The organism is Spiribacter vilamensis (assembly GCF_004217415.1).
Taxonomy (GTDB): domain Bacteria; phylum Pseudomonadota; class Gammaproteobacteria; order Nitrococcales; family Nitrococcaceae; genus Spiribacter; species Spiribacter vilamensis.
Genome location: NZ_SHLI01000001.1, coordinates 2,027,501 through 2,050,646, shown reverse-complemented (window position 1 = coordinate 2,050,646; position 23,146 = coordinate 2,027,501). Strand labels below are relative to the sequence as shown.

The following is a 23,146-nucleotide window of genomic DNA, read 5'->3' as shown; positions in this document are numbered from 1 at the left end:
CCCAGCACCATCGCAGCCCATCTCGTCGGTTCCGCACAGCGACGTTAATATGTTGATCATTCGGGGATCCCGGGAGCGCTCCAACTGATGGCATTGCGCAACGCGATACTGCTGCGAGGCATGCTGCTGGGAACGCTGTGGCTGGTGTTATCCGGGTTTGCCCCGTCCGGCCTGGTCATCGGGCTGCCCGCAGTCGCCGCGGCCATCGGCCTTAGCGTGAGACTGCTGCCGCCGGCGACGGGGCGACGCCCCTGGTGGGCGCTTCCGCTGATTCCGGGGTTTATCTGGCGATCACTGCTGGGCGGCCTGGATGTCGCCCGACGAGCCCTGGATCCACGGATGCCGCTGTCTCCCGGCTGGCGGACGCTGCCACGCGGCCTGCCCGCCGGAGGGAGCTTTCTGATCGGCACGCAGTACAGCCTGATGCCGGGCACACTGGTCGCAGGCACCCGGCAGGGCCAGTATCTGGTGCATCTGCTGGATGATCGTCAGGCACTGGAGCCGCCACTGCGCCGGGATGAGGCCCGACTGGAGCGTGCCCTGTCGCCGGATCGGTCATGACTGCCTGGTATCTGATCATTGCCACTGGGCTGCTGGCGACCATCGCCGTGGCGCTCTGGCGCATCGCGCGGGGACCCTCACGGGCGGATCGGATGATGTCCGTGCAGCTCATTGGCACCGGCGGCATTGCCACTGTTCTGTTACTCACGGTGGCAGAAGACGACTGGGCAATGCTGGACGTCGCCATCGTGCTAGCGCTGCTGGCGGCGCTGTCGATCATCGCCTTTGCCAAAACCGGCCAGCGGGCGGGCACTGGCGACCCGGAGGCAGAGGGTGATGACACTGATTGACGGCCTGACCATGCTTCTGACCGCCCTGGGGCTTGGCTTTTTCGCCGCGGGCAGCCTCGGCCTGATCCGATTCCCCGACACTCCCAGCCGGCTGCACGCCTTGACCAAGGCCGACAACCTTGGTCTGGGACTTGTAGCCCTGGGCGTGGCGTTACAGGCGCCGGGACTGGCGGCGATCCTCAAACTGATCCTGATCTGGGCGCTGGCGCTCTTTTCCGCCGGAGTCGCCGCGCAGCTAATCGGTCGGGTAGCGGCGGGGCGCCGGTGAGCGTCGTCTTCAATACCTTGTTGTCCGTCATCATCGTGGCGGTGGCCGCCGCGGTGGTGCTGGGGCGCCAGGCCTTCATGGCGGTGGTGTTCTTCATCGCCTACGGGCTGCTGGTTGCGCTGGCCTGGCTGCGTCTCGAGGCGACCAACGTGGCGCTCGCCGAGGCCGCGATTGGCGCCGGGCTCACCGGCATCCTTCTACTAATGAGCTGGACCCGACTACGAGCGCTGCAGGCGCCCGCACCGCCCCGGCCGACCCGGCTGATCCGAATGCTGGCGGGACTCGGCGCGGTGGCGGTAACCCTGGGACTACTGGCGGCATTAATCCGGCTGCCGGCGCATCCCGGCCTGCAGAACGCCGTGGCGGAGCGCCTGCCGCTGACCGGCACAGAGAACCCGGTGACTGCGGTCCTGCTCAATTTCCGCGGCTGGGACACCCTGCTGGAAACCCTGGTGTTGCTGGCCGCGCTGCTGGGCGTGTGGACAGTGACTCGCGATGAGGACTGGCCCGGCCCGGCAGGCCGCCGCCATCGGGTACTGCCTGACGGCGTGCTCGCCCAGTTCGGACGGGTACTGCCGCCGGTGGCCCTTGTGATCGGAGCCTACCTCATCTGGGCAGGCGGTCATCAGCCAGGAGGCGCCTTTCAAGGGGGGACGGTGCTGGCCGCGGCCTGGGTCGTCGCGGTGATGACCGGGCATCTACCCGCTCCGCGCGTCGATGACCGCTGGATGCGGGCCGCGGTGCTGAGCGGGCCCGCATTTTTCCTCGGGGTCGGCGTGACTGGTCTCAGCATGGGCACGTTTCTATGGATCCCGCCGGTGATCGCTACGCCGCTACTGATGGCTATCGAGATCACCCTGGCGGTGGCCATTGCCGCCACCCTCTCGATGCTGGTTTTCGGCGCGCCGGAGCGGGAGGAGACGCCATGACGCCGGTGGAATGGCTACCTTTTGCCATCTGTGCAACGGCCCTTATTGGATTGGGCCTCTACGGACTGATCACCCAACCATTGCTGCTGCGCCGAATCATCGCCTTCAACATGATCGGTTCGGGTATTTTCCTGCTGTTCGGAGCCCTGTCCGCCAGTGAAACCGCCGGCACCGACCCGGTCCCGCAGGCCATGATCATCACCGGGATCGTGGTCGCGCTCTCCGCCACGGCGCTGGCACTGGGCCTGGCGGTGGCCCATGCACGGGAGGGCGGCCGCGACCCATGAGGTTACCCGTCACCGTCCTGGTGCTCACCCTGACGCTGCCGCTGCTCGGTGCCATCGTCTCCGTGGCGGCACCCCGGCGGGCGGAGGTGCTGGTGCGGACGGCCACCCTCATCATGGTGGGCCTGGCGGTGGCCCTGACGGCTCATGTGGCGCTCTCCGGGCCGGTGGTCATTGCCATCGGTCAATGGATGCCGCCCCTGGGTATTGAGCTCATGGCCGATGGCCCGGCCGTACTCTTCCTGCTGGTCAACGCGCTGGTGATGGCCGCAGTAATGCTTTTCTCCCTGAAACCTCACGGGCAGATCGGCTCGGACAACCGCCTAGTTTACACCTTCCGGCCACTGCTATTGCTCCTCTGGGGTGCGTTGAATGCCATCTTCGTCTCCCGGGACCTGTTCAACCTGTATGTGGGCCTGGAGCTCGCCAGCCTGGCGGCGGTGGCGCTGGTGGGCATTGAGAGAAAGCGCGATAGTCTGAACGCGGCACTGCGCTACCTGCTGTTCGCTCTCACCGGCTCACTGTTCTATCTACTCGGTGTTGTGCTGATCTATGCCGCTCACGGGACCCTGGATATCGGCCTGCTGACGGGCCAGCTCGGCACCTACCCCACTGATGCGCTGGCGATCGGCGCAATGACTGTGGGCCTCGCCGCCAAGGCCGCGCTGTTTCCATTCCACGTCTGGCTACCACCGGCCCATGCCGGCGCGCCGGCACCCGCCAGCGCGGTGTTATCGGCGCTGGTCCCGAAAACGTCGTTCTACATTACCCTGCGGCTATGGTTCGAGGCCGCACCGGGAGCAGCCGGCGAGATCGCCGTGAACGTCATCGGCAGCCTGGGTGCCCTGGCTGTTATTTACGGATCGGTCATGGCCCTACGCCAGCCCCGGCTCAAACTGTTGATCGCCTATTCCACCGTGGCCCAGATCGGCTATTTGTTCATCATCTTCCCCCTGGCCCTGGGGGCGGCGGCTGAAGCTAGCGAGAGCGTGGCGGACGCCGCCTGGAACGGCACCCTGTTCCAGGCCCTCTCCCATGCTCTCGCCAAGGCCGCCATGTTTTTATGCGCCGGGCTGATTCTCGAGGCCGCCGGTCATGATCGGATCGACCGGCTGGCCGGACTGGTTCAGGTCCTTCCCATGACGCTCTTCGCCTTTGGGCTCGCCGCAATCACCCTGATGGGCCTGCCTCCGAGCGGTGGATTCATGGCCAAGTACCTGCTGGTGAGCGCCTCGCTGGAGGGCGGTGTGCCGGTCTGGGGACTGGTGGTGCTGTCAGGCGGGCTGCTGACAACGGCCTATCTGTACCGTCCCATGGCGGCGGCGTTTCGTCGCTCCGACCCGGCGTCGGCCGCGGTGTTCCAGCCGGTGGAACGCTGGCGGCAGGCGCTCCCGCTGGGGCTGGCCATCGCCTCACTCGCCCTGGGCATCCTCCCCGGGGCCCCGTATGGCCTGATGGGTGGAATGCCATGAGCGAATGGCTGCCCCCGCTCATGTTGGCCACCTCACTGGCGCCCGCCATCGCCACGTTTTTTCTGAGTCAGGACAACCACGGCTGGCGCAACCGACTCAACCTCGGCGGTGCCTTGCTAAAGGTCGGACTGGTGGTGTTCATGCTGGTGGAAGTCGCCGGCGGCACCCTGCACGAAACCCGGTTCGATCTGGTGCCCGGGGTCTCCCTGCTTTTGCGGGTGGACGCCCTGTCGCTGCTGTTCCTCACGCTCTCGGCATTTCTATGGCTGCTCACCACGGTCTATGCCATCGCATACTTCGACCGCAAGCCCGACCTCTCACGGTTCTTCGGCTTCTTCAGCCTGTGCGTATTTGCCACCACTGGCATCGCGCTGTCGGGCTCACTGCTGACCTTTTTCTTCTTCTACGAATTACTCACCCTCAGCACCTGGCCGCTGGTGGTGCACAAGCAGAACGCCGCCTCGATGCGGGCGGGGCTGTCCTACCTGCTGTACTCGCTGCCGGCCAGTGTGGCGCTGCTGCTCGCCATTCTCTGGCTGGAGTCGTGGACCGGGCCAGTAGAATTCGCCGGCCCCACCGATTTCGCCAGCATGGATGCCGCAACCCAGCGCTGGCTGTTTGTGCTGTTTGCGGCGGGCCTTGGGGTGAAGGCCGCCATAGTGCCCCTCCATGGATGGCTACCGGCAGCGATGGCGGCACCGGCCCCGGTGAGTGCCTTACTGCATGCGGTGGCCGTGGTGAAGGCTGGCGCCTTCGGGTTTGTGCGGCTCATTCACGACGTCTTCGGGATCGAGCGGGTGACCGAACTGGGGCTGGGTCTAGCCCTGGCAGTGCTTGCCTCGGTCACTATCCTGTATGGCTCAATCCAGGCCCTGCGCCAGTCAGGCATTAAACGCCGGCTGGCTTATTCCACCGTTAGCCAGGTGTCCTACATCATCCTGGGCACGGCGCTGGCGAGCCCGCTGGGCCTCATCGGCGGCCTCGCTCATCTCGTCCATCAGGGCCTGATGAAGATTACCTTGTTTTTCTGTGCGGGCATCTATGACGAACGCGCCGGTATTCACGAAATCGCTGATCTGAACGGCGTCGGCGCACGTATGCCGTGGACCTCGGTGTGTTTTTCTCTGGGCGCGCTGGGCATGATCGGTCTGCCCCCCATGGCCGGCTTTGTCACCAAGATCTACCTGGGACTGGGGGCCATGGAGTCGGGTACACCCTGGGTGCTGGCGGTGCTGGCCGGCTCCACGCTCCTGAACGCCGCGTACTTTCTGCCGCTGCTCTACCGCATCTGGTTCGCCGAGCCATCGGATGGCGACCGACCGGGCGAGCGCCCGCTGGGCATTGTCGTCCCGGCGGTGATCAGCGGGCTAGGCGCCATCGCCGCGGGGCTGCTGGCCGGTGCCGATTTCAGTCCCCTGGGCTGGGCCACACTGATCGTCGAGAGGCATTACCTGCCATGAGCATTTTGCTGGAAGGCCCCGTCCTACCCTTTGTGGCCCTGGCCTGGCCGCTGCTGCTGGGCGGGCTAATGGCGCTACCGCCGGTTCGGGACCGCGCGTTGATGCTGCTCCCCCTGGCGCCCCTGCCGGCCCTGGCACTCGCGCTGATGCCGCTCTCCGATCAGCCTACCGAGGTACCAGGCCTGTTGCTGGGCGTTCGGCTGGAGACCGAGCCGCTCGGTATGGGGCTGCTGGGCATGACCGCTGCCCTATGGCTCGCGGCCGGCCTTTATGCGCTGGCGCACATGAAGGCGCCCCGCAAACCCGCGATCTTCAGCGGGTTCTGGTGTCTCACCCTCGCCGGCAACCTGGGGGTGTACCTGGCCGCGGACGCGGTCACTTTTTATGTCGCCTTCGCCGCGGTGTCACTGGCGTCGTATTTCCTGGTAGTGCATAGCCGAACCGCTGAGGCCCTGCGGGCCTCGAGTGTGTACATCATCATGGCGGTGATCGGCGAGGCTATGCTGCTTACGGGCTTTATTCTCATGATGGCCCAGGCGGAGACCTTTTTGATCGCGGACATGCGCGACGGGCTCATGGATCCGGGCATGGGTAACGGGCAGAGCCATGTCACTGTGGCCATGCTGGTGATCGGGTTCGGCATCAAGACCGGGCTCATGCCACTGCATGTGTGGCTGCCGTTGGCGCACCCGGCAGCCCCCGTCGCCGCCTCGGCGGTGCTCTCCGGCGCCATTGTCAACGCGGGGCTCATCGGCCTGATTCGGTTCCTGCCGGAGGGTGGCACTATAGCCGCTGCGCTGCTGCTGGTGCTGGGGTTGATCGGCGTTTATGCGGGTGCGGTCATCGGGGTGCTGCAGCAGCGCATCAAAGCGGTGCTGGCCTACTCCACGGTCAGTCAGATGGGTCTGATCCTCGCGGTGGTGGGCGCCGGGCTGCTGGCGGCCGGCGACCCGAGTGTCGAGACGGCGGGCTATTACGGCATCCACCACGGACTAGCCAAAGGCGCACTGTTTTTAGCGGTAGGCTGGATTCCGCTGCTCCGGGGCTCCGCCCGCTGGATGGCCCTCGCCCTGGTGGCAATGCTTTGCGCCTCGGTGGCGGGTTGGCCAATGACTGGTGGCGGGCTGGCGAAGGCCGCGATCAAGCCGGTGTTCCCGTCGGCGTTGGCATGGGTGGTGACAGCGACGGGCGTCACCACGACATGCGTCCTGATGCGCTACCTGTTCTTGTTGGTCAACGCGCCCTCCAGGGATGCCGCAGGAGAGGGCACGCGCGTAATGGGCCTGACTGTGGCGACCATTGGACTCGCCGCCTTAACGGTACCCTGGGTACTCTGGAGTACCTACGATCCGCGGCCCATGGCCTATGTGATGGGGACGGACACACTACGCAACGGTGCCTGGCCCGTGGTGGCAGGTCTGGCGCTGGCGGCCCTGGCCTGGAGGCTGGACAAGGTCATTCGGGTGCGGCCCGCGGTCCCGGAGGGTGATCTGCTGGTCGCGGTGGAAGCGATGCTTCGGAGCCTTGCCTCGGGTCTCAATCCTCTCGCACATCGCGCCATCGGTCAGCGACGGCCGGCGTCGGGTTCGCCGGACACCGCCGATAAGGCGAGCCAATCAGACTGATCAGGGTCAACGAAGACGGCATACCGCTCGATCTTGCCCAGTAACAGTGGACACTCGATTGAGTCGCTATCGATGCCTCGAACACGTCAGGGCTGATGTATTTGAGGGCAGAATAGGGACGGGTCCGGTTCTTCTCGATCTCGATGGTTTCGAAAAGCCGTTGGCGGAGTGGTTCCGGATGCATTAACGGCTCTCCACCACACCATTGTCGTAGCAGTTGCTCCGGCCGCTAATGCTGGCAATCAGTCCGTGACGGCGGATTAGGCTCCGATGCTGCCAGCCGCAGTAAACACTGCCTCGATCCGTATGCATGATTACGCCGCGAGGCGCTGCGCATGCGAGATCAGCATCGATCCGGTGGCTGGTCGACCAACCAATGACCTTGCGGGTGCAAATTCGGTCTTCTCGGCGAGCTGGCGTTTGAGCCGGGCGTTTTCCTCGCGAAGCTGGCGCTCGCGGTCACCGACGAACTTCTCGTGGGCCGCTTTCGCGCGCCACTGGTAAATCTGCGTCGCATGCAGGCCGAGCTCGCTAGCTGCGGCGGCAACGCCGATACGTTCGGCGAGCGAAAAGGCCTCGGAACGATATTTCGCGCTGTAGCGGGACTGCTTGCGCTTGGACACGCCGTTGGCTGCTGTTGCCATGATCCACCCCTGGTTTACAACTTACGAAAGTGTCCGCTGCAGGTGGGAAAGATCACCTAGTTGGTCCGATGGAGTGGCGCACAAAATGCCGACTCGGTCTCTGAAAACTGTCGTGAAATTTTACAGTCCACGAGCGATTTCCTGAAAGCGTCCAAAAATACCGTCTGAAGTAGGGGAAAACAGGTACGGTGCTAATAGTGGCATCGTTTTTGCACGTACTTTGTAGCTTGCAACATCAGGAATTGGGGAATCGCTCAACCAATGGTTTCCCAGCGCTTGAACCACGTTACCAATCTGCCGGTATTAGGGGCAGCCTGTAAAACAGTCGAAGCATCAATGCAGGGATAAAAAATGAGAGAAAAACACATGCTTAAATTGGGATTAATGATTTTATTATTGTCCCCATTTTCCGGTTTGGCTTATGCTTCCATCGTGTCCTATGAATATCAGGGCGCGCCTCTTTATTTTGACGGTCAATATCCAGAATCATGCGGTTCTGAGTATTGGTGCAATCCAGAACTCATGGGGAGTACTAGCTTTTATCAATCGACGAATCAGATTTGCCCGGTGGAGAGCTCACTAATGCAACGGTAAATATTTTTTCCGACGTTAACGGCTGGTCCGCTACAACTTCTGTCGAGAGTCCTAGCGGATCGTTTTCTGCTAGCGCTGCTTGTGCATCATGGTATGACTCGTCATGCTATTTCCTACCACCCGGGGTTGCGGAATACACCACCAGTTACGTTCCGATCACGAGACCAACGGTGTATAGCGCTACTAATATCGTTTTCGATTCTAATAAGAACATTACTCACTGGAATATTGACGTGGCGGACGGCCCTCCCGATTACTACAGTGGTATCGCCGGGGATTATTTAAGCCTCGGGGATTACGGTTGGGCATCAGGTCGTAGCGGCGAATGGACCAAGGTCCCCGTTCCGGCAACAGTCTGGCTCCTTGGTCTAGGTCTGGCAGGCATAGGAGTGGCTCGCCGCATGAAGGGTGGCTAATACCAGGTGATTAGTCAGGGGTCAGGACTGCGAGATAGAGGGAATTTATGTGGAGTCTCAGGTTACCGCAGACCCGATCCCTTCCGTCGGATTTGTTTGCATTTTTCTTCGGCTACTCTCCTGCACGACGATTCACCTGCACTAAAGTGTCGCACTTCCAGGATGTTGTGAAACGCGGGTGCGTCGGCATGATTCTTGTAACATCATGGACTGAGTTGAAGCTTACGCGCCCATCGGTGATCTTTTGACAGGCCTGAACAACATCGACGAGATCCGCATTCGCCCGCACGTCGAGTGGAGAGGCTTGGATGGGGGTCAGAATCAGGTCTGCGACTCTGAGCGCTGCAGGGATCGTCCCGCTGAGACTGCCCCGGGAGTCGATGACCACGCAGTCGTAGTTTGTTCCCATTGTCCCGGCTTCTCTCGCGGGCTGCTTTGGCTGATGCAGGCCAATGCTGGACGGGTGGCTAACATCGGGTTCCTCGGATCATGACAACAAACTCTCCTGAGGATCGGCATCAATCAGGAGCACGCTTTGCCCTCGGTGTTGCAGCGAGTGACCGAGGTGCGACGCGAGGGTTGTCTTTCCTGCTCCGCCCTTCGGTGAGGTCAGGGCGATTACAGGTGTCATTAGGCGACGCTATACGAACGTCCGCGTGCTGAAGTTTCTACATCTACATAAACAGCGATGAAAAACACACTAATGTGCGCAATTACATAATCACACATGCGCTTTGCCTCCTAAGTGCAGTAGCGAATTTCAAAACGCGCTATACCTCCCGGTCGTCAAGGCGTTGGCCTTGGTCTGCACGATATAGCTCGCCCGTACTCGCGTTCAGGCGGTAGCTCATCAAGGTGCCATTCATGATGGCCTCGGCGGCCTGTTTGATCGTCTCGAAAGGCACGTTAAACCATTCACGCGGGTGGTATTGCTTGCCATTAGCATCGATGAGCGTGAATTGCGCACGGCGGGGGGCGAGGAAAGCGTGGAGGATGCGTTCTACACGGCGGAGATTCGCCCCATAGATTTCCCACTCGGCGATGAGCTCGACAGGCCCCTCTAGGTAGGTCGTCTGCCGCTCAGCGCCCTTCAGGCGGTCCTCGATCGTTCGTGCGGTCAGTCCGACTTTGTAAAGATCGCGCTGCTCTCGGATCACCGCATCTTGGCGTTTCGAGCGCAGAACGTAGATAAATCCCCTTGATTGATCCCGGTGGGTGATGCCGTTGAAGTGGTCAGCCACAATATCGGGGTCGAGGATGCGCTGGCCCCGCTCATAGCCCCGGGATTTCTGCCCGAGAAGCGCTCGCCCAAGCGAGTGCTTATAGGGTTTCATCTCGGTGCCGTTATCGAAGACCACACGGACTCGGTAGACGGACTCACCGGCCTCACGGACATCGGTATCCTCGATGGCATCGACCAGGCACATCTGCCCACGAAGGTAGAAGTAATCCCCCACCTCGATCTGCCCTTCCCGATGAAAGGGCTCCACTGTCGCCACCCTTTCTGCGACACGCTGTCGCATGCGCTCGAACAGTGGCTCAAAGAACTCGAAATCCTCGCAAGGCTGCCGTTCGGCAATCTCGTCAGGCGCTGTACGGGTCCGATCAATGCCTTCGACGTGAATCATATCGAATACATCATCAGCATCGGATTCCGTGTCGAGAAGGCCCATGAACGCCTCGTCGGCGAGCATATCGTCAAGCGATGCCGCTCCTGTTGGGGCCTTGTTCTGCGACTCATCCGCAGAGGATGACGCCGTGGCCTCAGAATTTGGGCGCTGAACTGACTCTTGGGTGCTTTCGTCTACGCGCTGGCGTAGCAACCTGTGGCGATCCGCGTCTTCCAACTCTTGCGCGAGCGTCGGATCGCGCCGCGCGCCGGTGAGGTTCAATCCCAGGGAGCGCTCCTCGGTGCCGGGCGGCGCATTGGCATTTGGCTCCCGGCCATGCTCATCAATAAAGGCGTTGATACGATCGAAAAACGCATGCCGACTGCCACGGGTGGCTCTGGACGTGTTGGCGATCTTTTCCTCATCGAGCAGCCCCGGTGGGAGTTCGTCGAGCAGATCATCGAGTGTGCGCCGTTCGCTGCTCATTGCGTCGCCCTCTTACTATGAGCTGGTGCGCTTGTTCTTGGCATAAGCTTCAGCGTACTGCTTGACCCGTGCGAGACGTTGCTCGTAGGGATCGTTTGCATCGAGCTTGGGGGGCCGGCCTTTTTCCTCGAAAAACTCTTTCAGCCGCGGGAGGAGGATGACGGCCTCTTCCTCGGTTACATCGTTACGCGGCATGGTCAGGGCGTCCTTTACCCGCGAGAGCCGCTCCGGGGTGAGGTGCTTGGAGAGAATTTCCTCACCCCGGGCGAACGGATTGATGTGCGAGATCATATCCAGGTTCACATCATTGATATTAATGAATCGCCGACCGACTTTCATGAACTTCTCCCCCGCCCGCTTGGGGTCACCGGTTTGGCCGGTCGTATCGGGATTTTCGATCTCGTAGCGAGTAACCATTTTGGCCTTGGTCTGACCTTCGGTCGCGTCGTTTGATGGTTCAGACGGCTCCGACGACGACATATTGTCTTGCTCTGCGTGCCCTCCCTCATTCGGGGGGCGCATGATCTCGGCGTCTTCTGGGAGATCTTCGCCATCTACCAGGCCACCCTCGGCCTGCGCTGCAAGCCCAATGTGTATCTCATTGGCAAGCAAATCGACCTCTTCGTCCGGGAGATCCGGCTCGCGCCGACGGAGGACGAGTTTGATGTCCTCCTCGCGCAAGAGATTTGCTTGATCAGGCTCTCCCCCAATCGACTTGACTCCGCCCGGTGTCGCCGCGATATCCGCGATGTATTCGGTAACGCCCCCTTCGAGGATGTCTGCACAACGAGTAGAGACCGGCGCATCGTTGTCCTCAATGATCCGCGTATCACTGGGAACGGACTGTTCGGGCTTGATCCGGGAGCGGGGTTTGAATTTGATGGTCGGCGCGAGAATTTGCTCCATGAGCAGTGAGGCGGTGATCGCCTTCAAAAGCGTGTTCACAGCCTTCTTACGATCATCGTCTGCGCCCTCGGGCATGGCGATGAGGTTCGTGAACTGCGCGTGCTTCTTACCCTCAACATCACGCGTTGCACGCCCGATGATCTGCACCACCTCCGTGAGTGACTGCCGATAGCCAATCGTGAGGACATGCTCACACCAGGGCCAGTCAAAGCCCTCCTTGGCCATGCCAAGCGCAATAATGATGTCCATGTCATCGCGGTCGGTGATGTTCTGGAGGTAGTGGACCGTCGCGTCGCGAGCCTCCTTTGTGTCATCAACAAGGTTGGCAACAAGCAGTGATCGTCCATCTGGCGTGGTTACCCGGTTGATATTCGCATTGCCAATGCGCTCACCGACCACGCCGATTTGATCGAGAATCCGGTCAACCTCCTCATGCTTTCCCACCGACTCGGAGGAGTTGACGTTAGGGATATGGATGATCGTTTTCTTGTGCGTATCAAGCGCATCGTCGAGGGCGCTCAGATAGTCGCCTTCATAGAAGTGATAGCCAATGCCGATGGACTTCAGATACCGATACCCGTTGAGCTGGTCGTAGTAGGTATAGGTGACAGTCTCGAACTTATCCTCTTCCTCTTTCTCAAGAATGCTGACCCCGTCGCCTCGGAAGTACGAACCTGTCATGGCGATGATGTGAGCGTTGGAACCGGCCATGACCCGGTCGATGACCTCACCTAGCTTGTTCTCCTCGTCAACAGAGACGTGGTGGAATTCATCAATACCGATCACCGTGTCCTGGAACCGGTTCATGTCGCCGATCTCCTGGACGGCGAAGCGGAAGGTCGCGTGCGTACACACGAGCGTGTGGTCATCAGAATCGAGAAAGCGCTGAAACGCTTCAATCTTGCCCTTTCCCGCATCCTCGCCGGTCCCGCAGAGATTGTTACGTCCCTCGACGTGCCAGTCGTAGAAAAAGCCACCGTCGGTAAGTTTGGTGGACTGGAACGATGACCCAATCGAGCGCTCGGGCACGGCAATGATCGCCTTCTGGCAGCCCTGCTGGTTCAGCTTGTGGAGTGCGAGGTACATGAGCGCCCGGCTCTTGCCCGAGGCCGGAGGAGACTTCAGCAACAGGTAGGGCGCGTTGCGATGCTCGTAGGCCATTGCCTGCATCTCGCGCATCCCCATGCCGTCGGACAGAGTGCTCGCCCCTGTCTGCTTATAAGGGATGACAATATCCGTTGAATCGGCGCTCATGCCTGGGCCTCCTTGGCAATCAGTGTCTCGTAGCGCTTGAATAGGTACTCTAGGCGCTCGTTGTCGTTACGAAATAGCGTAGAGCGATAAGCCTGTTCCACCGCCAGATCTAGCGCTCGATGAGCCGCGAGAAGATCGGCCGGCATCTTATCCGGATCGTAGAGCTCGCTCATGGTTTTAGCTGGATACAGCGCCCGCGTATCGAGGACATCTTGGGCTCGCTGCTCGATGGACTCGCGTTGCGCCGCCGTTGGCTCGGGCCATGGAAAGGTGTTGTAGACAAGGGTATTGGAGTAGCGGAAGTCAGACTTCAGGCGGCCGCCCACCGTTTGGAGCCAGAGCATGTGCATTCGAGTTTGGAGGATGCCAAAGTCATAGATGGTGCCAAGGGGGATGATGTAGACCAAGTCAGTAGCAATGACATCAGATCCAAAGAAACCAATTGGGGCATATTGACGGCGCTCAGAAGTGACGCGGGGGACGAGGATATAATCACCCTCGGGGTGAGCGATCTGCGCGAAGAGATGCGGGGTTTCTGCAATGTTTAGAGTCGACTTCTCCGTTAGTCTTTTTTCTCTAACGCCCTCTACGCGTTGCCGAATGAACGGTACTGAGCTTAATTCGGCCGCTGACGCACCAACAAGCCAGAGACACCACCTTTGCTTACCTTTGAGAAACTCTTCTGCCCCAACTATACGACGAACCCAGCGATCGGCGTTTGGTTCCTCATTCAGAAGTTTTGACCTCTCTTCTGCGGTTATCATCAGATGACCGCCATCTTTGGCCATGCTGCCGAGCAACATAGGCTTTAATTCAGTTAAAGGTTGACGACGGTCAGCTACCACTGTGTTGCCCGCTGACAGCAGGTAAGGGCTGATATTGGAAGGTCGGACTTCTTGCAATGAACCAGATTCAGAGCTGAAGAGGCGGCGGACCGGATCTGATTTTGCCGTGAGGCCAATGACTGAAACGTGCACACCAGCTTGGTCACGAGCACTATTACTCCATTTGAACCCTTGATAGGCGAATCGAATCTTTACTCCGAACCGCAGGATCGGTGGCCAGAGGATAGCAACTTGAATGCCTTGGTTAATAGAATTAGTGGTAACAAATGATAGTTGAGCATCCGTATTTTTAATGTAATGCGCCCCCTTGAAAAACCAGCAGCCAGACAAGTCTAGTTCTTTAAATTTTTTGAAGTTATGGAAAACGTGGGTCATATCCGAAAGCTGTTCTTCGGAGCGCTTACCTCTTCCGCGGAAAGGTGGGTTACCAATCAAATACACTTCATCTTGTCGCTCATGCGGACAGACACTTTCCCAATCTCTCTGCAGCGCGTTATCGCAGACAATATTACCCCCAGCTTTCAGCGGCAGCGGCGAGGTCACCGAACCAAAACGCTCTTCGAAAGCCTGATTGGCCTGATGTTCAGCGATCCACAGCGAGAGCATCGCAACCTTGTGGGCGAAGTCGTCAATCTCGATACCGTAGAACTGCGAAAGCCGTATGCCGGTACTACCGACCATGATGGACTCGATGCTGCCGTTTGCTTGCTCCCCTCGCGCCGATTGCAGCGCTTCGAGCACATCCATCTCGATGCGCCGCAGCTCCTTGTAGGCAATGATAAGGAAGTTGCCGGAACCACAGGCTGGATCCAATATCTTGATGTGGTGCAGGCGGGTGAGCAGAGCCTCGAGTTTCTTAACGCTCCCACGTGCAGCCTCGAGGTCATCACGGAGCGTATCAAGGAATAGCGGCGCGATTACCTTCATGATGTTCGGCACGCTAGTGTAGTGCTGTCCAAGGCTGGAGCGCTGTTCCTCTTCGACCACAGCCTGGAACATCGACCCAAAAATATCCGGGTTGATCTCACGCCAGTTCAGACCTCCGCAGTCGAGCAGGATGCGCCGGGCCTTCGCGGTAAAGACAGCCGGAGCCGGAACACGCTCCTCGAAAAGCCCACCGTTGACGTAACGGAAATCCGCTAAATGTTTCGGTGCTTTGGCCCGCTCCGGATCGCCATCCCGGACATCCATCATGTCGAACGCACCTTGGATTGTGGCGCTCAGGTCTGAGCCGTCCTTCGCAGTGTGGTCTGCCACCAGTTTCGAGAACTGGTTATCACCGAAAATCCGGGTATCCTCAGCGAAAAAGCAAAAGAGCAGCCGTGTCAGGAAGATGTTAAGCGCATGAGTGTCTGCCGCTGTTTCAACGGGGTTCGCCTCACGGAGCTCATCGAAAAGGTGCCCGAGTTTACGCGCGGCCTTGACGTCCGCTTCTAGCTCGCGAAAGTCCTCAACCTGCTCGTAGCCCCGGCCATAGATTGGCAGAAAGAACCCGTAGTGACGATCGAGCTCCGCAAAAGTCGCCTCCATGCGCTCTTGTTTTCGCACATCCCAGGCCGTGATGCTCTCGAAGTCGGTGACGATAACCACACGGGGGTCGTCGCTACGGCCCGCGACAACCTTTGGGTCCGCGATCCGCGCATCGAGCACATCATGCACATCGCTGCCATCATTCACCCGCTCAAAGTAAAAGCTCTGCCGGACCGCTAGAGCATTAGAGCGGTTTGCGACATTAATTGTCGGATCACCGTTGCGCAACTTGGTAATCGTTGCCTTTGGCCGATCGAGTGCGTGCAGCAAGGCATAGATGAATTCCTCACGACCCGCCTCAGTAGCCGATTGCTCCACCGCGTGCCTGAATTGTTCTATTAACTGTCCGCGATTCAGTGCCATTTTGCGTCCTGCGTTGGTTGTTTTGCCCCGAAAGCGTGAGTCTAGAGTGCCATTTGCGTCCGCGGAGATAGAAGGGAGGAACATTACCCCTGTGTATCTGTGAGCATGAATAACCGCAGTGTTCTATCCCTCTCCACCACAGCCACTACCACAGCCTTGTTCAGGGTTGCTCTATTTAGCACCAAATCGCCCGTAAAGCTGATCCTTTAGTCGCTGGATCTGCTCACGGCGCGCATCGAAAATGTCCGATCAGTACTCCACGAACAACATCCAGAAGATGTCTTACTTGAGTTCCGAGGTATCCATCTTACGGCTCAGGATGTCTGCGGCCCGGAAGAGATGGCGTTCGGGTTCGGGTAGCGTTAAGAGCATTTCAGTCCGTCACAAAACGTCTAGATACGCCGGTAGTGCCTTACGATCCCTAGTAAGGAGGCTATCCTACCGACTAGGCTGTATACGGCAGTGAGCACATCACATCAGTGATTGCCAAAGCAACGCGACAAGACAACAAGCCGATCTAATTCCACGTCGGATGCGGTCAGTATGCCGTGATGCTTACGAAAATTGCATGGAGCACTTGGTCGGCTTAATGCAATGCAACTTCAGTTTTTAGGAATTTTTCTCTGAAATACCTTAGTGAGCACTGTGGAACGAACAATCGCTGGCCGAATTTCACGGCGCATGCCTCACCTCAATACTAATCACGAACAAAAGGGTCCGCGATGTCCTCATGTTCGCCGTTTACTGCCTGTCGACTACCACTAGACCAACCAAATCAAAGATCTTCTGTGGCTCACTAGTCTCATATCAATACGTCTTTTCTACAGCTCGTCAAATACGCTCCTCTCGATCATTAGTTAGTATTTATGTTGATAGTGGGATCTTTCGTTGAATCAAAATCTCCTTGCCTTCCGTAAGCCTCAACGTTTCCCTCGATTAAACGTACGAAATATAATTCGTCTTCGTATTGGCAGCCCTCAAAAGCATACGCTAACCCGATCGTATAAACGCCTGCCACACCACAGCCTGTCTGAGTCGCGGCACCCGGCGCATCACGTAGTTCATACATCATGTACTCAACGCCACTCGCCGCTTTCGTCTCTTTAGGTTGCCCTAGAAGTTCAACTACTTCTGGTTTCGACATGCCTATACTCATATCGTTGAGCCTGCTCGCAGTGTCGGCGCATGCCGACAAGACCAAGCTCAAGGCGAGAATTGTTCCATTTTTCATTAAATCAATCATGCTCCGTAGTTTAGTTTTTCATCGCATAAGGACGGTTCACACCTTCCTGTGTGTCAATTCGCAATCATAAGGACCCTACTGGTTAAAACGGCGCTGCACGGTCAAGGGTGTCTTGCCTGGACATAAAATTGGCAAAATTTGGTAGCCATTGGAATAATCAGATTGATGGCCTCGTCGAGATCCGTAATAACCTGGGGTGGTGGTTCATTATTCGCAGCACCATGTCTCGCATTTAAGCCAATTATGCTCATATTGTTACATGCTGCCTTAAACGCCTTAATCTTATTTTTATCGGCAAACTCTTCGAGAGAACAGTTTAAATATTTAGCATTATTTTTTACTGTGTCAACGATCCTGTATAAGGTGTTCCAAGTAAGAATGCTTTCAATTGGTGACTCCGTCGACACCAAACCAACAAGGAATAGAAGGGTACGCAAGTCTTCATCAGTTTTTGCTAGGTACAGCAAGTGAGCCGAAAATTTAACTTTCGGGTTTTTACAATAGCCCAAGCCTTCATCTATTACTGAGCTTTCGCTGAATGGATTTTCTTCAATGCTTCTTGCGTAAACAGAGTTTATTTCGCCGCTACCGATTCGTCCGAACGTGTTAAAGCGGACGGAGTGCGTGTGGACCCCCTCCCACTCTAGCCTTAAGGCTCCGTTTAATAACAACTGGAGACTGTAAATTCTCTGGGCTGCACCAGCAGGGGTATCTAGCTCGTCTACATGGCGCGAGTAAGCGTAAAACGCTATACCCTGTTCTTCTTCGTCTTCGTCGCTGAGGCTAATGTCATCCCCAGGAAAATTCTGGGCGAGATGAGGGAAGTATGACCCAGATGAAACTGTAATTTCCCATTTGTGTAGTGGAGGCATGCGAATAAACTCTAACTTCGTAACATTTACTGTCCGTGTAAAGCACTGCGCATCAATGAATTGCCGTAGGCATCGCCGAGGCCCGTTGATTTCAGTCATGCCCGCTCAGGACCGTGTTCTTTGATGCGGTGGACGCAGTTTGCCTTAACTTCTACCAGACGGATATAACTGAGCAACACTATCGGCTAACGCTAGCGTGGCCAGGCAATCCGGTCTAGCCTCGTTTGAGGTTATATCGCCTCCACCTGCCGCCGGAGGAGCAGAAAACTATCTAGACCACCTATACTATCGACCCGCTAGACATGGATGCGTGAAAGGTGGTTCGAAGCAGAGGCACTCCCTGCGCGACGAGGCGCGGTCAACCTGAGCCACGTGGCGCTGCGGGACGTTCCGGCCAAGTGCAAGCGCCTATCGATCCAGTGGCATGCTGCCAAGACACCGTTCGCAATCCAGCTCGGCGACCGATTTATCCTTGAAGCCTGAGATCAATGGAGCGGCTCACACACGAAAATCTCCACAGGCCTTTAGACTTGTGACGACACAGGGACGTGAGAGACCCCGATGGCTATACCCCGCTACGAAGCTTGCTTGTTACCGCTGCTGCAACTCGCTGCTGATGGCGAACCGCATCGCACACGCGATGCCTATGAGGCCATGGCCCAGCAATTTGAACTCTCCGAGGCTGATCAGCACGAAATGCTGCCCAGTGGAAAACAGCCGCTTCTACACAATCGCGTAGCTTGGGCCCTGACCTATTTACGACAAGCCGGACTGCTGACCTCGCCAAAGCGCGGGCTATTTCAGATTTCCGACGTGGGACGAGGTTTACTACAAGAAAAACCTGACGCCATCGTTGCCGACACACTGGAGCGTTACCCTTCTTTCCGGGACTTCCGAAGCCGGACACGTAAACACTCTGACGAGATACAGGATAGCGCCGACAGCCCGGCGACTAGGGCTACGGTTAATAAAGCCCATACAGCAGCGACGCCCGACGAAGAGATGGAGGATGCCTGGCGACGGCATCGCGCCAGTATCGAGGCGGAGTTTCTGGAGCAGACCAAAACCGTCTCCCCCGCATTCTTTGAACAACTGGTGGTGGAGGTCTTAGTTGGGCTCGGGTACGGCGGCAACCGAGCTGATGCGGCACACTCGGTCGGCCGGAGCGGTGACGAGGGTATCGACGGAACAATCGCCGAAGATCCACTAGGACTTGATGTGGTTTACGTTCAAGCGAAACGCTGGGCAGCGACCATCGGGCGACCAGAGATCCAGAAATTCGCCGGCGCACTGCAAGGTCAGCTAGCACGCAAGGGAGTATTTCTAACGACCGCCGATTTCACTGCCGAGGCGCGTAAGTTCACGCAAGCCATCGATGCGAGCATCGTGTTGATCGACGGTCAACGACTGGCCAAGCTGATGGTCGATCAAGGCGTAGGAGTTTCTGCTGCGGGGGAATATCGGATGCACCGGATCGACACCGATTACTTCTCGGAGGAGTAGACGGGCCATGCCCACACCCCTGTTCGATGGTCTTTCGGCTGCAAAGCGTAGAACCTTCAAACAGGAATAACCGGGCAGAAAAATACTGGGGCTTAGGGGCTACTGGGAAACAACCGAGCGGGCCGTTGCTAAACCGCCTGGATTGTCACGTCCGTAGCCCCAATCTAGCCCCGAACTAAGAGGGGACTGCTCAAGAGAACGCAACCTACTGTTTCATATGGAGCTGGCGAGAGGATTCGAACCCCCGACCGGCTGATTACAAATCAGCTGCTCTACCGACTGAGCTACGCCAGCTTTGAGATAAGAGACTGAAGGGTACCCAACCTGCCGTGACGGAGCAATCCGCGAGGCTCACGGCAGACTGGCCAGCCCCTCCAGGACCAGATCCGGCCGCAGCCGCACATCCAGCTCGAGATAGCGAGCGATAACGGGGGCGTCGCCGCCGGTAAGCACGGGCGTCAATCGCTCCGATGATCCGGCAAGGCAGCGCCTGATCACTCCCTGAACCGCCGCTGCCGTGCCAAAGATATGACCGCTGGCGAGGGCGCCAGCCGTATCGGTAGCCAGAAATGGCGTCCGGGTGGGGAGTTGGATGCTGGGCAGTCCCGGTGCCAGGCGTGCAAGACCCGCCTGTTGTGCAGGGAACCCGGGGAGGATCAGTCCGCCCTGGTGGCGAGCGGCCGAATCGACAACATCCACTGTAATCGCCGTTCCGCAATCGACGACACAGGCTGGCAGGCAACCGGCCGCCCTTGCGCCCAGCATGGCAAGCCACCGGTCGGCCCCGAGTCGGTGTGGCTGGGAATAGGCAACATGGATGACATCCCCGTCACTCGGGGTGTGAACCAGCTCCGGCGCCAGTTCCCAGTGGACCTGCAGCCAGGCGGTAATACGGTTGACCACCGATGCCTTGGCGACGTTGACCATCCGAACCCTCGACGGGCGTTCGGTCAGCTGCAGCCATTCCGCAAACAACCCCTCCAGCGCATTATGGGCTGCGGCCCGACCAGGGCCCCTGAGCTGTCCATCAGCGGAAATCGCCCATTTGATCCGGCTATTGCCGATATCGATCAGAAGATCCGTCATCGCGTAGTTACCCAATCCCCCTGCACCCGGCACTCGCCGGCCTGGAGATGCCGTTCCTCGAAATCGGTGATTAATCGCAGCTCGCCGGTGGTGGTAATACCCGCGACGCGGCCGGCAAGCGTCGTGCCTCCGGACTGCTCGACGACAATGTTTCGCCCGGCGAGGGCATCGAACACCGGCCAGCGCTCCCGGAGCAACCGCTCGGCCTGGCTCGGCGACCAGGTGGTCGCTTCAAGCACGGCACCGGCGAGCGTGCCCAGCAGCTGATCGCCAATAGGCTGGTCCGAGAGCTGACGGAGGCCAATGGCCTGTCGATCCGATGGCAGATCATGAACGCGGGAGCCTTCCACGTTCACGCCCACACCGGCGATGAGTGTATGGGGCAACCGTTCCACCAAGAGCCCTGCGAGTTTAGCGCCGTCAACAACAAGATCGTTCGGCCATTTCAGCTGTATCCCCGAAAACCCCCTGGCGTGGAGAGACTCGACGAGTTGCAGGCCGATAAGGAGTGACAAGGCCGGCGGGATCGACTGCATGGACGCCAGTGGCAGACCAACGCTGACATAAAGCCCCCCGGGCGGTGACGCCCACTTACGGCCCTGCCGACCTCGCCCCTTTGTCTGTCTGTCGGCGATCACTACCGTTGGCGTATCTGGAGGGTGGTCGGCCAACCACTGGCTGGTACTCCCCAGCTCCGAGAACATACGGATCCTGGTGCGAGACCAGCGTGCGCCCATTCCCGCGCGAACGGCAGTCACTCGATCGTCGGGAATGATGGCCATCGACTTCCCCTCGATATTCATGGATGGATTATGCAAAAAAAAACCCCCGCCAGTCCGGAGACTGACAGGGGCTTCGTTGTAAGCGCCTGGCGATGACCTACTTTCGCACCACAGCGTGGCGGCACTATCATCGGCGCTACGCGGTTTCACTTCCGAGTTCGGAATGGGTTCGGGTGGTTCCCACGCGCTATTTTCGCCAGGCAAACCGGTTACCAATGGCACTTTTCACGGTGCCACTAGCGTCAGAAACATTGTCGATGGCATGCAGGACCAATGTCCTATAGCCCTCTTGGGGTTATATGATCAAGCCTCACGGGAAATTAGTACTGGTTAGCTTCATACATTACTGCACTTCCACATCCAGCCTATCAACGTGGTCGTCTTCCACGTCCCTTCAGGAGGATCAAGTCCTCGGGGAGATCTAATCTTGAGGTGGACTTCCCGCTTAGATGCTTTCAGCGGTTATCCCTTCCGAACGTAGCTACCCGGCAGTGCCACTGGCGTGACAACCGGAACACCAGAGGTTCGTCCACTCCGGTCCTCTCGTACTAGGAGCAGATCCTCTCAAATCTCCGACGCCCACGGCAGATAGGGACCGAACTGTCTCACGACGTTCTAAACCCAGCTCGCGTACCACTTTAAATGGCGAACAGCCATACCCTTGGGACCTGCTACAGCCCCAGGATGTGATGAGCCGACATCGAGGTGCCAAACTCCTCCGTCGATGTGGACTCTTGGGAGGAATCAGCCTGTTATCCCCGGAGTACCTTTTATCCGTTGAGCGATGGCCCTTCCATACAGAACCACCGGATCACTAAGACCGGCTTTCGCCCCTGCTCGACTTGTCAGTCTCGCAGTCAGGCACCCTTTTGCCTTTATACTCAGAGCGCGATTTCCGACCGCGCCGAGGGTACCTTCGCACTCCTCCGTTACTCTTTGGGAGGAGACCGCCCCAGTCAAACTACCCACCACACACTGTTCCTGGCCCGGATAACGGGTCTAGGTTAGAACCCCAAGCATGCAAGGGTGGTATCTCAAGGATGGCTCCACCAGAGCTGGCGCTCCGGTTTCGACACCTCCCACCTATCCTGCACAAGCATGCTCAAAGTCCAGTGTGAAGCTGTAGTAAAGGTTCACGGGGTCTTTCCGTCTTGCCGCGGGAACGCTGCATCTTAACAGCGATTTCAATTTCACTGAGTCTCGGGTGGAGACAGCGGGGCCGTCGTTACGCCATTCGTGCAGGTCGGAACTTACCCGACAAGGAATTTCGCTACCTTAGGACCGTTATAGTTACGGCCGCCGTTTACCGGGGCTTCGATCAAGAGCTTCGCCCCGAAGAGCTAACCCCATCACTTAACCTTCCGGCACCGGGCAGGCGTCACACCCTATACATCCTCTTACGAGTTAGCAGAGTGCTGTGTTTTTAGTAAACAGTCGCAGCCCCCTGGTCACTGCGGCCTGCCTCGGCTCCGCTCGCGAAGAGCATTACCTAATGCAGGCGTACCTTCTCCCGAAGTTACGGTACTATTTTGCCTAGTTCCTTCACCCGAGTTCTCTCAAGCGCCTTGGGATTCTCACCCTGCCTACCTGTGTCGGTTTGCGGTACGGTCTCACACGACCTGAAGCTTAGAGGATTTTCCTGGAAGCATGGCATCAGTGACTTCGCGCCCTTGGGCACTCGTTATCGCGTCTCAGGATTGTGAATCCGGATTTACCTGGAATCACTCCCTACACGCTTGAACCGGGACTTCCGTCACCCGGATCACTTAGCCTACTCCGTCCCCCCATCGCAGTCGTGTGCGGTACAGGAATATTAACCTGTTTCCCATCGATTACGGCTTTCGCCCTCATCTTAGGGGCCGACTAACCCTGCGCCGATTAGCGTTGCGCAGGAAACCTTGGGCTTTCGGCGAGGCGGTTTTTCACCGCCTTTATCGTTACTCATGTCAGCATTCGCACTTCCGATATCTCCAGCGCCCCTCTCGGGTACACCTTCGTTGATGTACGGAACGCTCCCCTACCATGCAAGCAAAGCTTGCATCCGCAGCTTCGGTATATGGCTTAGCCCCGTTGAATCTTCCGCGCAGGCCGACTCGACCAGTGAGCTATTACGCTTTCTTTAA

The 23,146-nt window shown here is 58.4% G+C and carries 18 protein-coding genes, 1 tRNA gene, 2 rRNA genes and 1 pseudogene (1 of these 22 only partly in view); 10 read left to right on the top strand and 12 right to left on the bottom strand.

What is annotated here, in order from left to right; translation table 11 throughout:
* Positions 1 to 87 precede the first annotated feature (87 nt).
* The 8 genes from EV698_RS10145 to EV698_RS10110 are packed head-to-tail and all read left to right on the top strand — an operon-like array spanning position 88 to position 6,889.
* Positions 88 to 561: a Na+/H+ antiporter subunit E gene (locus EV698_RS10145; RefSeq protein WP_130503936.1), complete on the top strand. Its 474-nt coding sequence runs from the start codon at positions 88 to 90 to the stop codon at positions 559 to 561.
* Complete coding sequence (locus EV698_RS10140; RefSeq protein WP_130503935.1) at positions 558 to 851, top strand: MrpF/PhaF family protein; 294 nt, start codon at positions 558 to 560, stop codon at positions 849 to 851. The genes EV698_RS10145 and EV698_RS10140 overlap by 4 nt, the downstream gene beginning before the upstream one ends.
* Positions 838 to 1,119, top strand: coding sequence for a cation:proton antiporter (locus tag EV698_RS10135; protein WP_130503934.1), 282 nt, complete (start codon positions 838 to 840; stop codon positions 1,117 to 1,119). Before EV698_RS10140 ends, EV698_RS10135 begins: the two co-directional genes overlap by 14 nt.
* A complete protein-coding gene (locus EV698_RS10130; protein ID WP_130503933.1) occupies positions 1,116 to 2,048 on the top strand; it encodes a hydrogenase subunit MbhD domain-containing protein in 933 nt (310 codons plus the stop codon). The genes EV698_RS10135 and EV698_RS10130 overlap by 4 nt, the downstream gene beginning before the upstream one ends.
* Entirely contained in the window at positions 2,045 to 2,335 is a 291-nt protein-coding gene (locus tag EV698_RS10125) for an NADH-quinone oxidoreductase subunit K (RefSeq protein ID WP_130503932.1), read from the top strand. The genes EV698_RS10130 and EV698_RS10125 overlap by 4 nt, the downstream gene beginning before the upstream one ends.
* Positions 2,332 to 3,804 (top strand): complex I subunit 5 family protein, encoded by a 1,473-nt coding sequence (locus tag EV698_RS10120; protein WP_130503931.1) that lies wholly within the window; start codon positions 2,332 to 2,334, stop codon positions 3,802 to 3,804. The genes EV698_RS10125 and EV698_RS10120 overlap by 4 nt, the downstream gene beginning before the upstream one ends.
* Positions 3,801 to 5,264, top strand: a complete 1,464-nt coding sequence (locus EV698_RS10115; RefSeq protein WP_130503930.1) for a complex I subunit 5 family protein — start codon at positions 3,801 to 3,803, stop codon at positions 5,262 to 5,264. Before EV698_RS10120 ends, EV698_RS10115 begins: the two co-directional genes overlap by 4 nt.
* Positions 5,261 to 6,889: a complex I subunit 5 family protein gene (locus tag EV698_RS10110; protein WP_130503929.1), complete on the top strand. Its 1,629-nt coding sequence runs from the start codon at positions 5,261 to 5,263 to the stop codon at positions 6,887 to 6,889. The genes EV698_RS10115 and EV698_RS10110 overlap by 4 nt, the downstream gene beginning before the upstream one ends.
* A 395-nt stretch (positions 6,890 to 7,284) precedes the next feature.
* On the opposite strand, the pseudogene EV698_RS10505 reads toward EV698_RS10110, so the two are convergent.
* Positions 7,285 to 7,533: pseudogene (locus tag EV698_RS10505) on the bottom strand (transposase); the annotation flags it as partial.
* Positions 7,534 to 8,297: 764 nt separating this feature from the next.
* Between EV698_RS10505 and EV698_RS10500 the strand changes: the two are divergent.
* The gene (locus tag EV698_RS10500) at positions 8,298 to 8,543 is read left to right on the top strand and encodes a VPLPA-CTERM sorting domain-containing protein (protein ID WP_165385776.1); all 246 of its coding nucleotides are present in this window, start codon (positions 8,298 to 8,300) and stop codon (positions 8,541 to 8,543) included.
* A 487-nt stretch (positions 8,544 to 9,030) separates the two neighbouring features.
* Here EV698_RS10500 and EV698_RS10495 read toward each other — a convergent pair whose 3' ends face one another.
* The 6 genes from EV698_RS10495 to EV698_RS10070 all read right to left on the bottom strand — a co-directional run bounded on the left by EV698_RS10495 (position 9,031) and on the right by EV698_RS10070 (position 17,751).
* On the bottom strand, positions 9,031 to 9,174 hold the full coding sequence (locus tag EV698_RS10495) for a ParA family protein (protein WP_130503928.1): 144 nt from the start codon (positions 9,172 to 9,174) through the stop codon (positions 9,031 to 9,033).
* Between the two features lie 139 nt (positions 9,175 to 9,313).
* Complete coding sequence (locus tag EV698_RS10090) at positions 9,314 to 10,639, bottom strand: GIY-YIG nuclease family protein (RefSeq protein WP_130503927.1); 1,326 nt, start codon at positions 10,637 to 10,639, stop codon at positions 9,314 to 9,316.
* 15 nt (positions 10,640 to 10,654) lie between these two features.
* On the bottom strand, positions 10,655 to 12,799 hold the full coding sequence (locus EV698_RS10085; protein WP_207220527.1) for a DEAD/DEAH box helicase: 2,145 nt from the start codon (positions 12,797 to 12,799) through the stop codon (positions 10,655 to 10,657).
* Complete coding sequence (locus tag EV698_RS10080) at positions 12,796 to 15,537, bottom strand: class I SAM-dependent DNA methyltransferase (RefSeq protein WP_130503926.1); 2,742 nt, start codon at positions 15,535 to 15,537, stop codon at positions 12,796 to 12,798. Before EV698_RS10080 ends, EV698_RS10085 begins: the two co-directional genes overlap by 4 nt.
* An 853-nt stretch (positions 15,538 to 16,390) precedes the next feature.
* Positions 16,391 to 16,780: a hypothetical protein gene (locus EV698_RS10075; RefSeq protein WP_130503925.1), complete on the bottom strand. Its 390-nt coding sequence runs from the start codon at positions 16,778 to 16,780 to the stop codon at positions 16,391 to 16,393.
* Positions 16,781 to 16,881: 101 nt separating this feature from the next.
* The gene (locus EV698_RS10070) at positions 16,882 to 17,751 is read right to left on the bottom strand and encodes a hypothetical protein (RefSeq protein WP_130503924.1); all 870 of its coding nucleotides are present in this window, start codon (positions 17,749 to 17,751) and stop codon (positions 16,882 to 16,884) included.
* Between the two features lie 462 nt (positions 17,752 to 18,213).
* Here EV698_RS10070 and EV698_RS10065 point away from each other — a divergent pair, with 462 nt between their 5' ends.
* A complete protein-coding gene (locus EV698_RS10065) occupies positions 18,214 to 19,155 on the top strand; it encodes a restriction endonuclease (protein WP_130503923.1) in 942 nt (313 codons plus the stop codon).
* Positions 19,156 to 19,373: 218 nt separating this feature from the next.
* Here the strand turns inward: EV698_RS10065 and EV698_RS10060 are convergent.
* The 5 genes from EV698_RS10060 to EV698_RS10040 all read right to left on the bottom strand — a co-directional run.
* Positions 19,374 to 19,449, bottom strand: a tRNA-Thr gene (locus EV698_RS10060).
* Positions 19,450 to 19,506: 57 nt separating this feature from the next.
* Positions 19,507 to 20,241, bottom strand: coding sequence for a type III pantothenate kinase (locus tag EV698_RS10055; protein WP_130503922.1), 735 nt, complete (start codon positions 20,239 to 20,241; stop codon positions 19,507 to 19,509).
* Positions 20,238 to 21,059 carry a biotin--[acetyl-CoA-carboxylase] ligase gene (locus EV698_RS10050; RefSeq protein ID WP_130503921.1) on the bottom strand — a complete coding sequence of 274 codons (822 nt, stop codon included), beginning with the start codon at positions 21,057 to 21,059 and terminating at the stop codon, positions 20,238 to 20,240. Before EV698_RS10050 ends, EV698_RS10055 begins: the two co-directional genes overlap by 4 nt.
* 48 nt (positions 21,060 to 21,107) lie before the next feature.
* Positions 21,108 to 21,224 (bottom strand): 5S ribosomal RNA (rrf, locus tag EV698_RS10045).
* 98 nt (positions 21,225 to 21,322) lie between these two features.
* Positions 21,323 to 23,146, bottom strand: a 23S ribosomal RNA gene (locus tag EV698_RS10040) (it continues 1,067 nt past the right edge of the window).

Coding starts and splice junctions, on each gene's coding strand:
- EV698_RS10070 (WP_130503924.1), bottom strand. CDS start 17,751: ATGACTGAAATCAACGGGCCTCGGCGATGCCTACGGCAATTCATTGAT.
- EV698_RS10125 (WP_130503932.1), top strand. CDS start 2,045: ATGACGCCGGTGGAATGGCTACCTTTTGCCATCTGTGCAACGGCCCTT.
- EV698_RS10090 (WP_130503927.1), bottom strand. CDS start 10,639: ATGAGCAGCGAACGGCGCACACTCGATGATCTGCTCGACGAACTCCCA.
- EV698_RS10065 (WP_130503923.1), top strand. CDS start 18,214: ATGGCTATACCCCGCTACGAAGCTTGCTTGTTACCGCTGCTGCAACTC.
- EV698_RS10080 (WP_130503926.1), bottom strand. CDS start 15,537: ATGGCACTGAATCGCGGACAGTTAATAGAACAATTCAGGCACGCGGTG.
- EV698_RS10110 (WP_130503929.1), top strand. CDS start 5,261: ATGAGCATTTTGCTGGAAGGCCCCGTCCTACCCTTTGTGGCCCTGGCC.
- EV698_RS10085 (WP_207220527.1), bottom strand. CDS start 12,799: ATGAGCGCCGATTCAACGGATATTGTCATCCCTTATAAGCAGACAGGG.
- EV698_RS10075 (WP_130503925.1), bottom strand. CDS start 16,780: ATGATTGATTTAATGAAAAATGGAACAATTCTCGCCTTGAGCTTGGTC.
- EV698_RS10145 (WP_130503936.1), top strand. CDS start 88: ATGGCATTGCGCAACGCGATACTGCTGCGAGGCATGCTGCTGGGAACG.
- EV698_RS10135 (WP_130503934.1), top strand. CDS start 838: ATGACACTGATTGACGGCCTGACCATGCTTCTGACCGCCCTGGGGCTT.
- EV698_RS10495 (WP_130503928.1), bottom strand. CDS start 9,174: ATGACACCTGTAATCGCCCTGACCTCACCGAAGGGCGGAGCAGGAAAG.
- EV698_RS10140 (WP_130503935.1), top strand. CDS start 558: ATGACTGCCTGGTATCTGATCATTGCCACTGGGCTGCTGGCGACCATC.
- EV698_RS10115 (WP_130503930.1), top strand. CDS start 3,801: ATGAGCGAATGGCTGCCCCCGCTCATGTTGGCCACCTCACTGGCGCCC.
- EV698_RS10120 (WP_130503931.1), top strand. CDS start 2,332: ATGAGGTTACCCGTCACCGTCCTGGTGCTCACCCTGACGCTGCCGCTG.
- EV698_RS10055 (WP_130503922.1), bottom strand. CDS start 20,241: ATGACGGATCTTCTGATCGATATCGGCAATAGCCGGATCAAATGGGCG.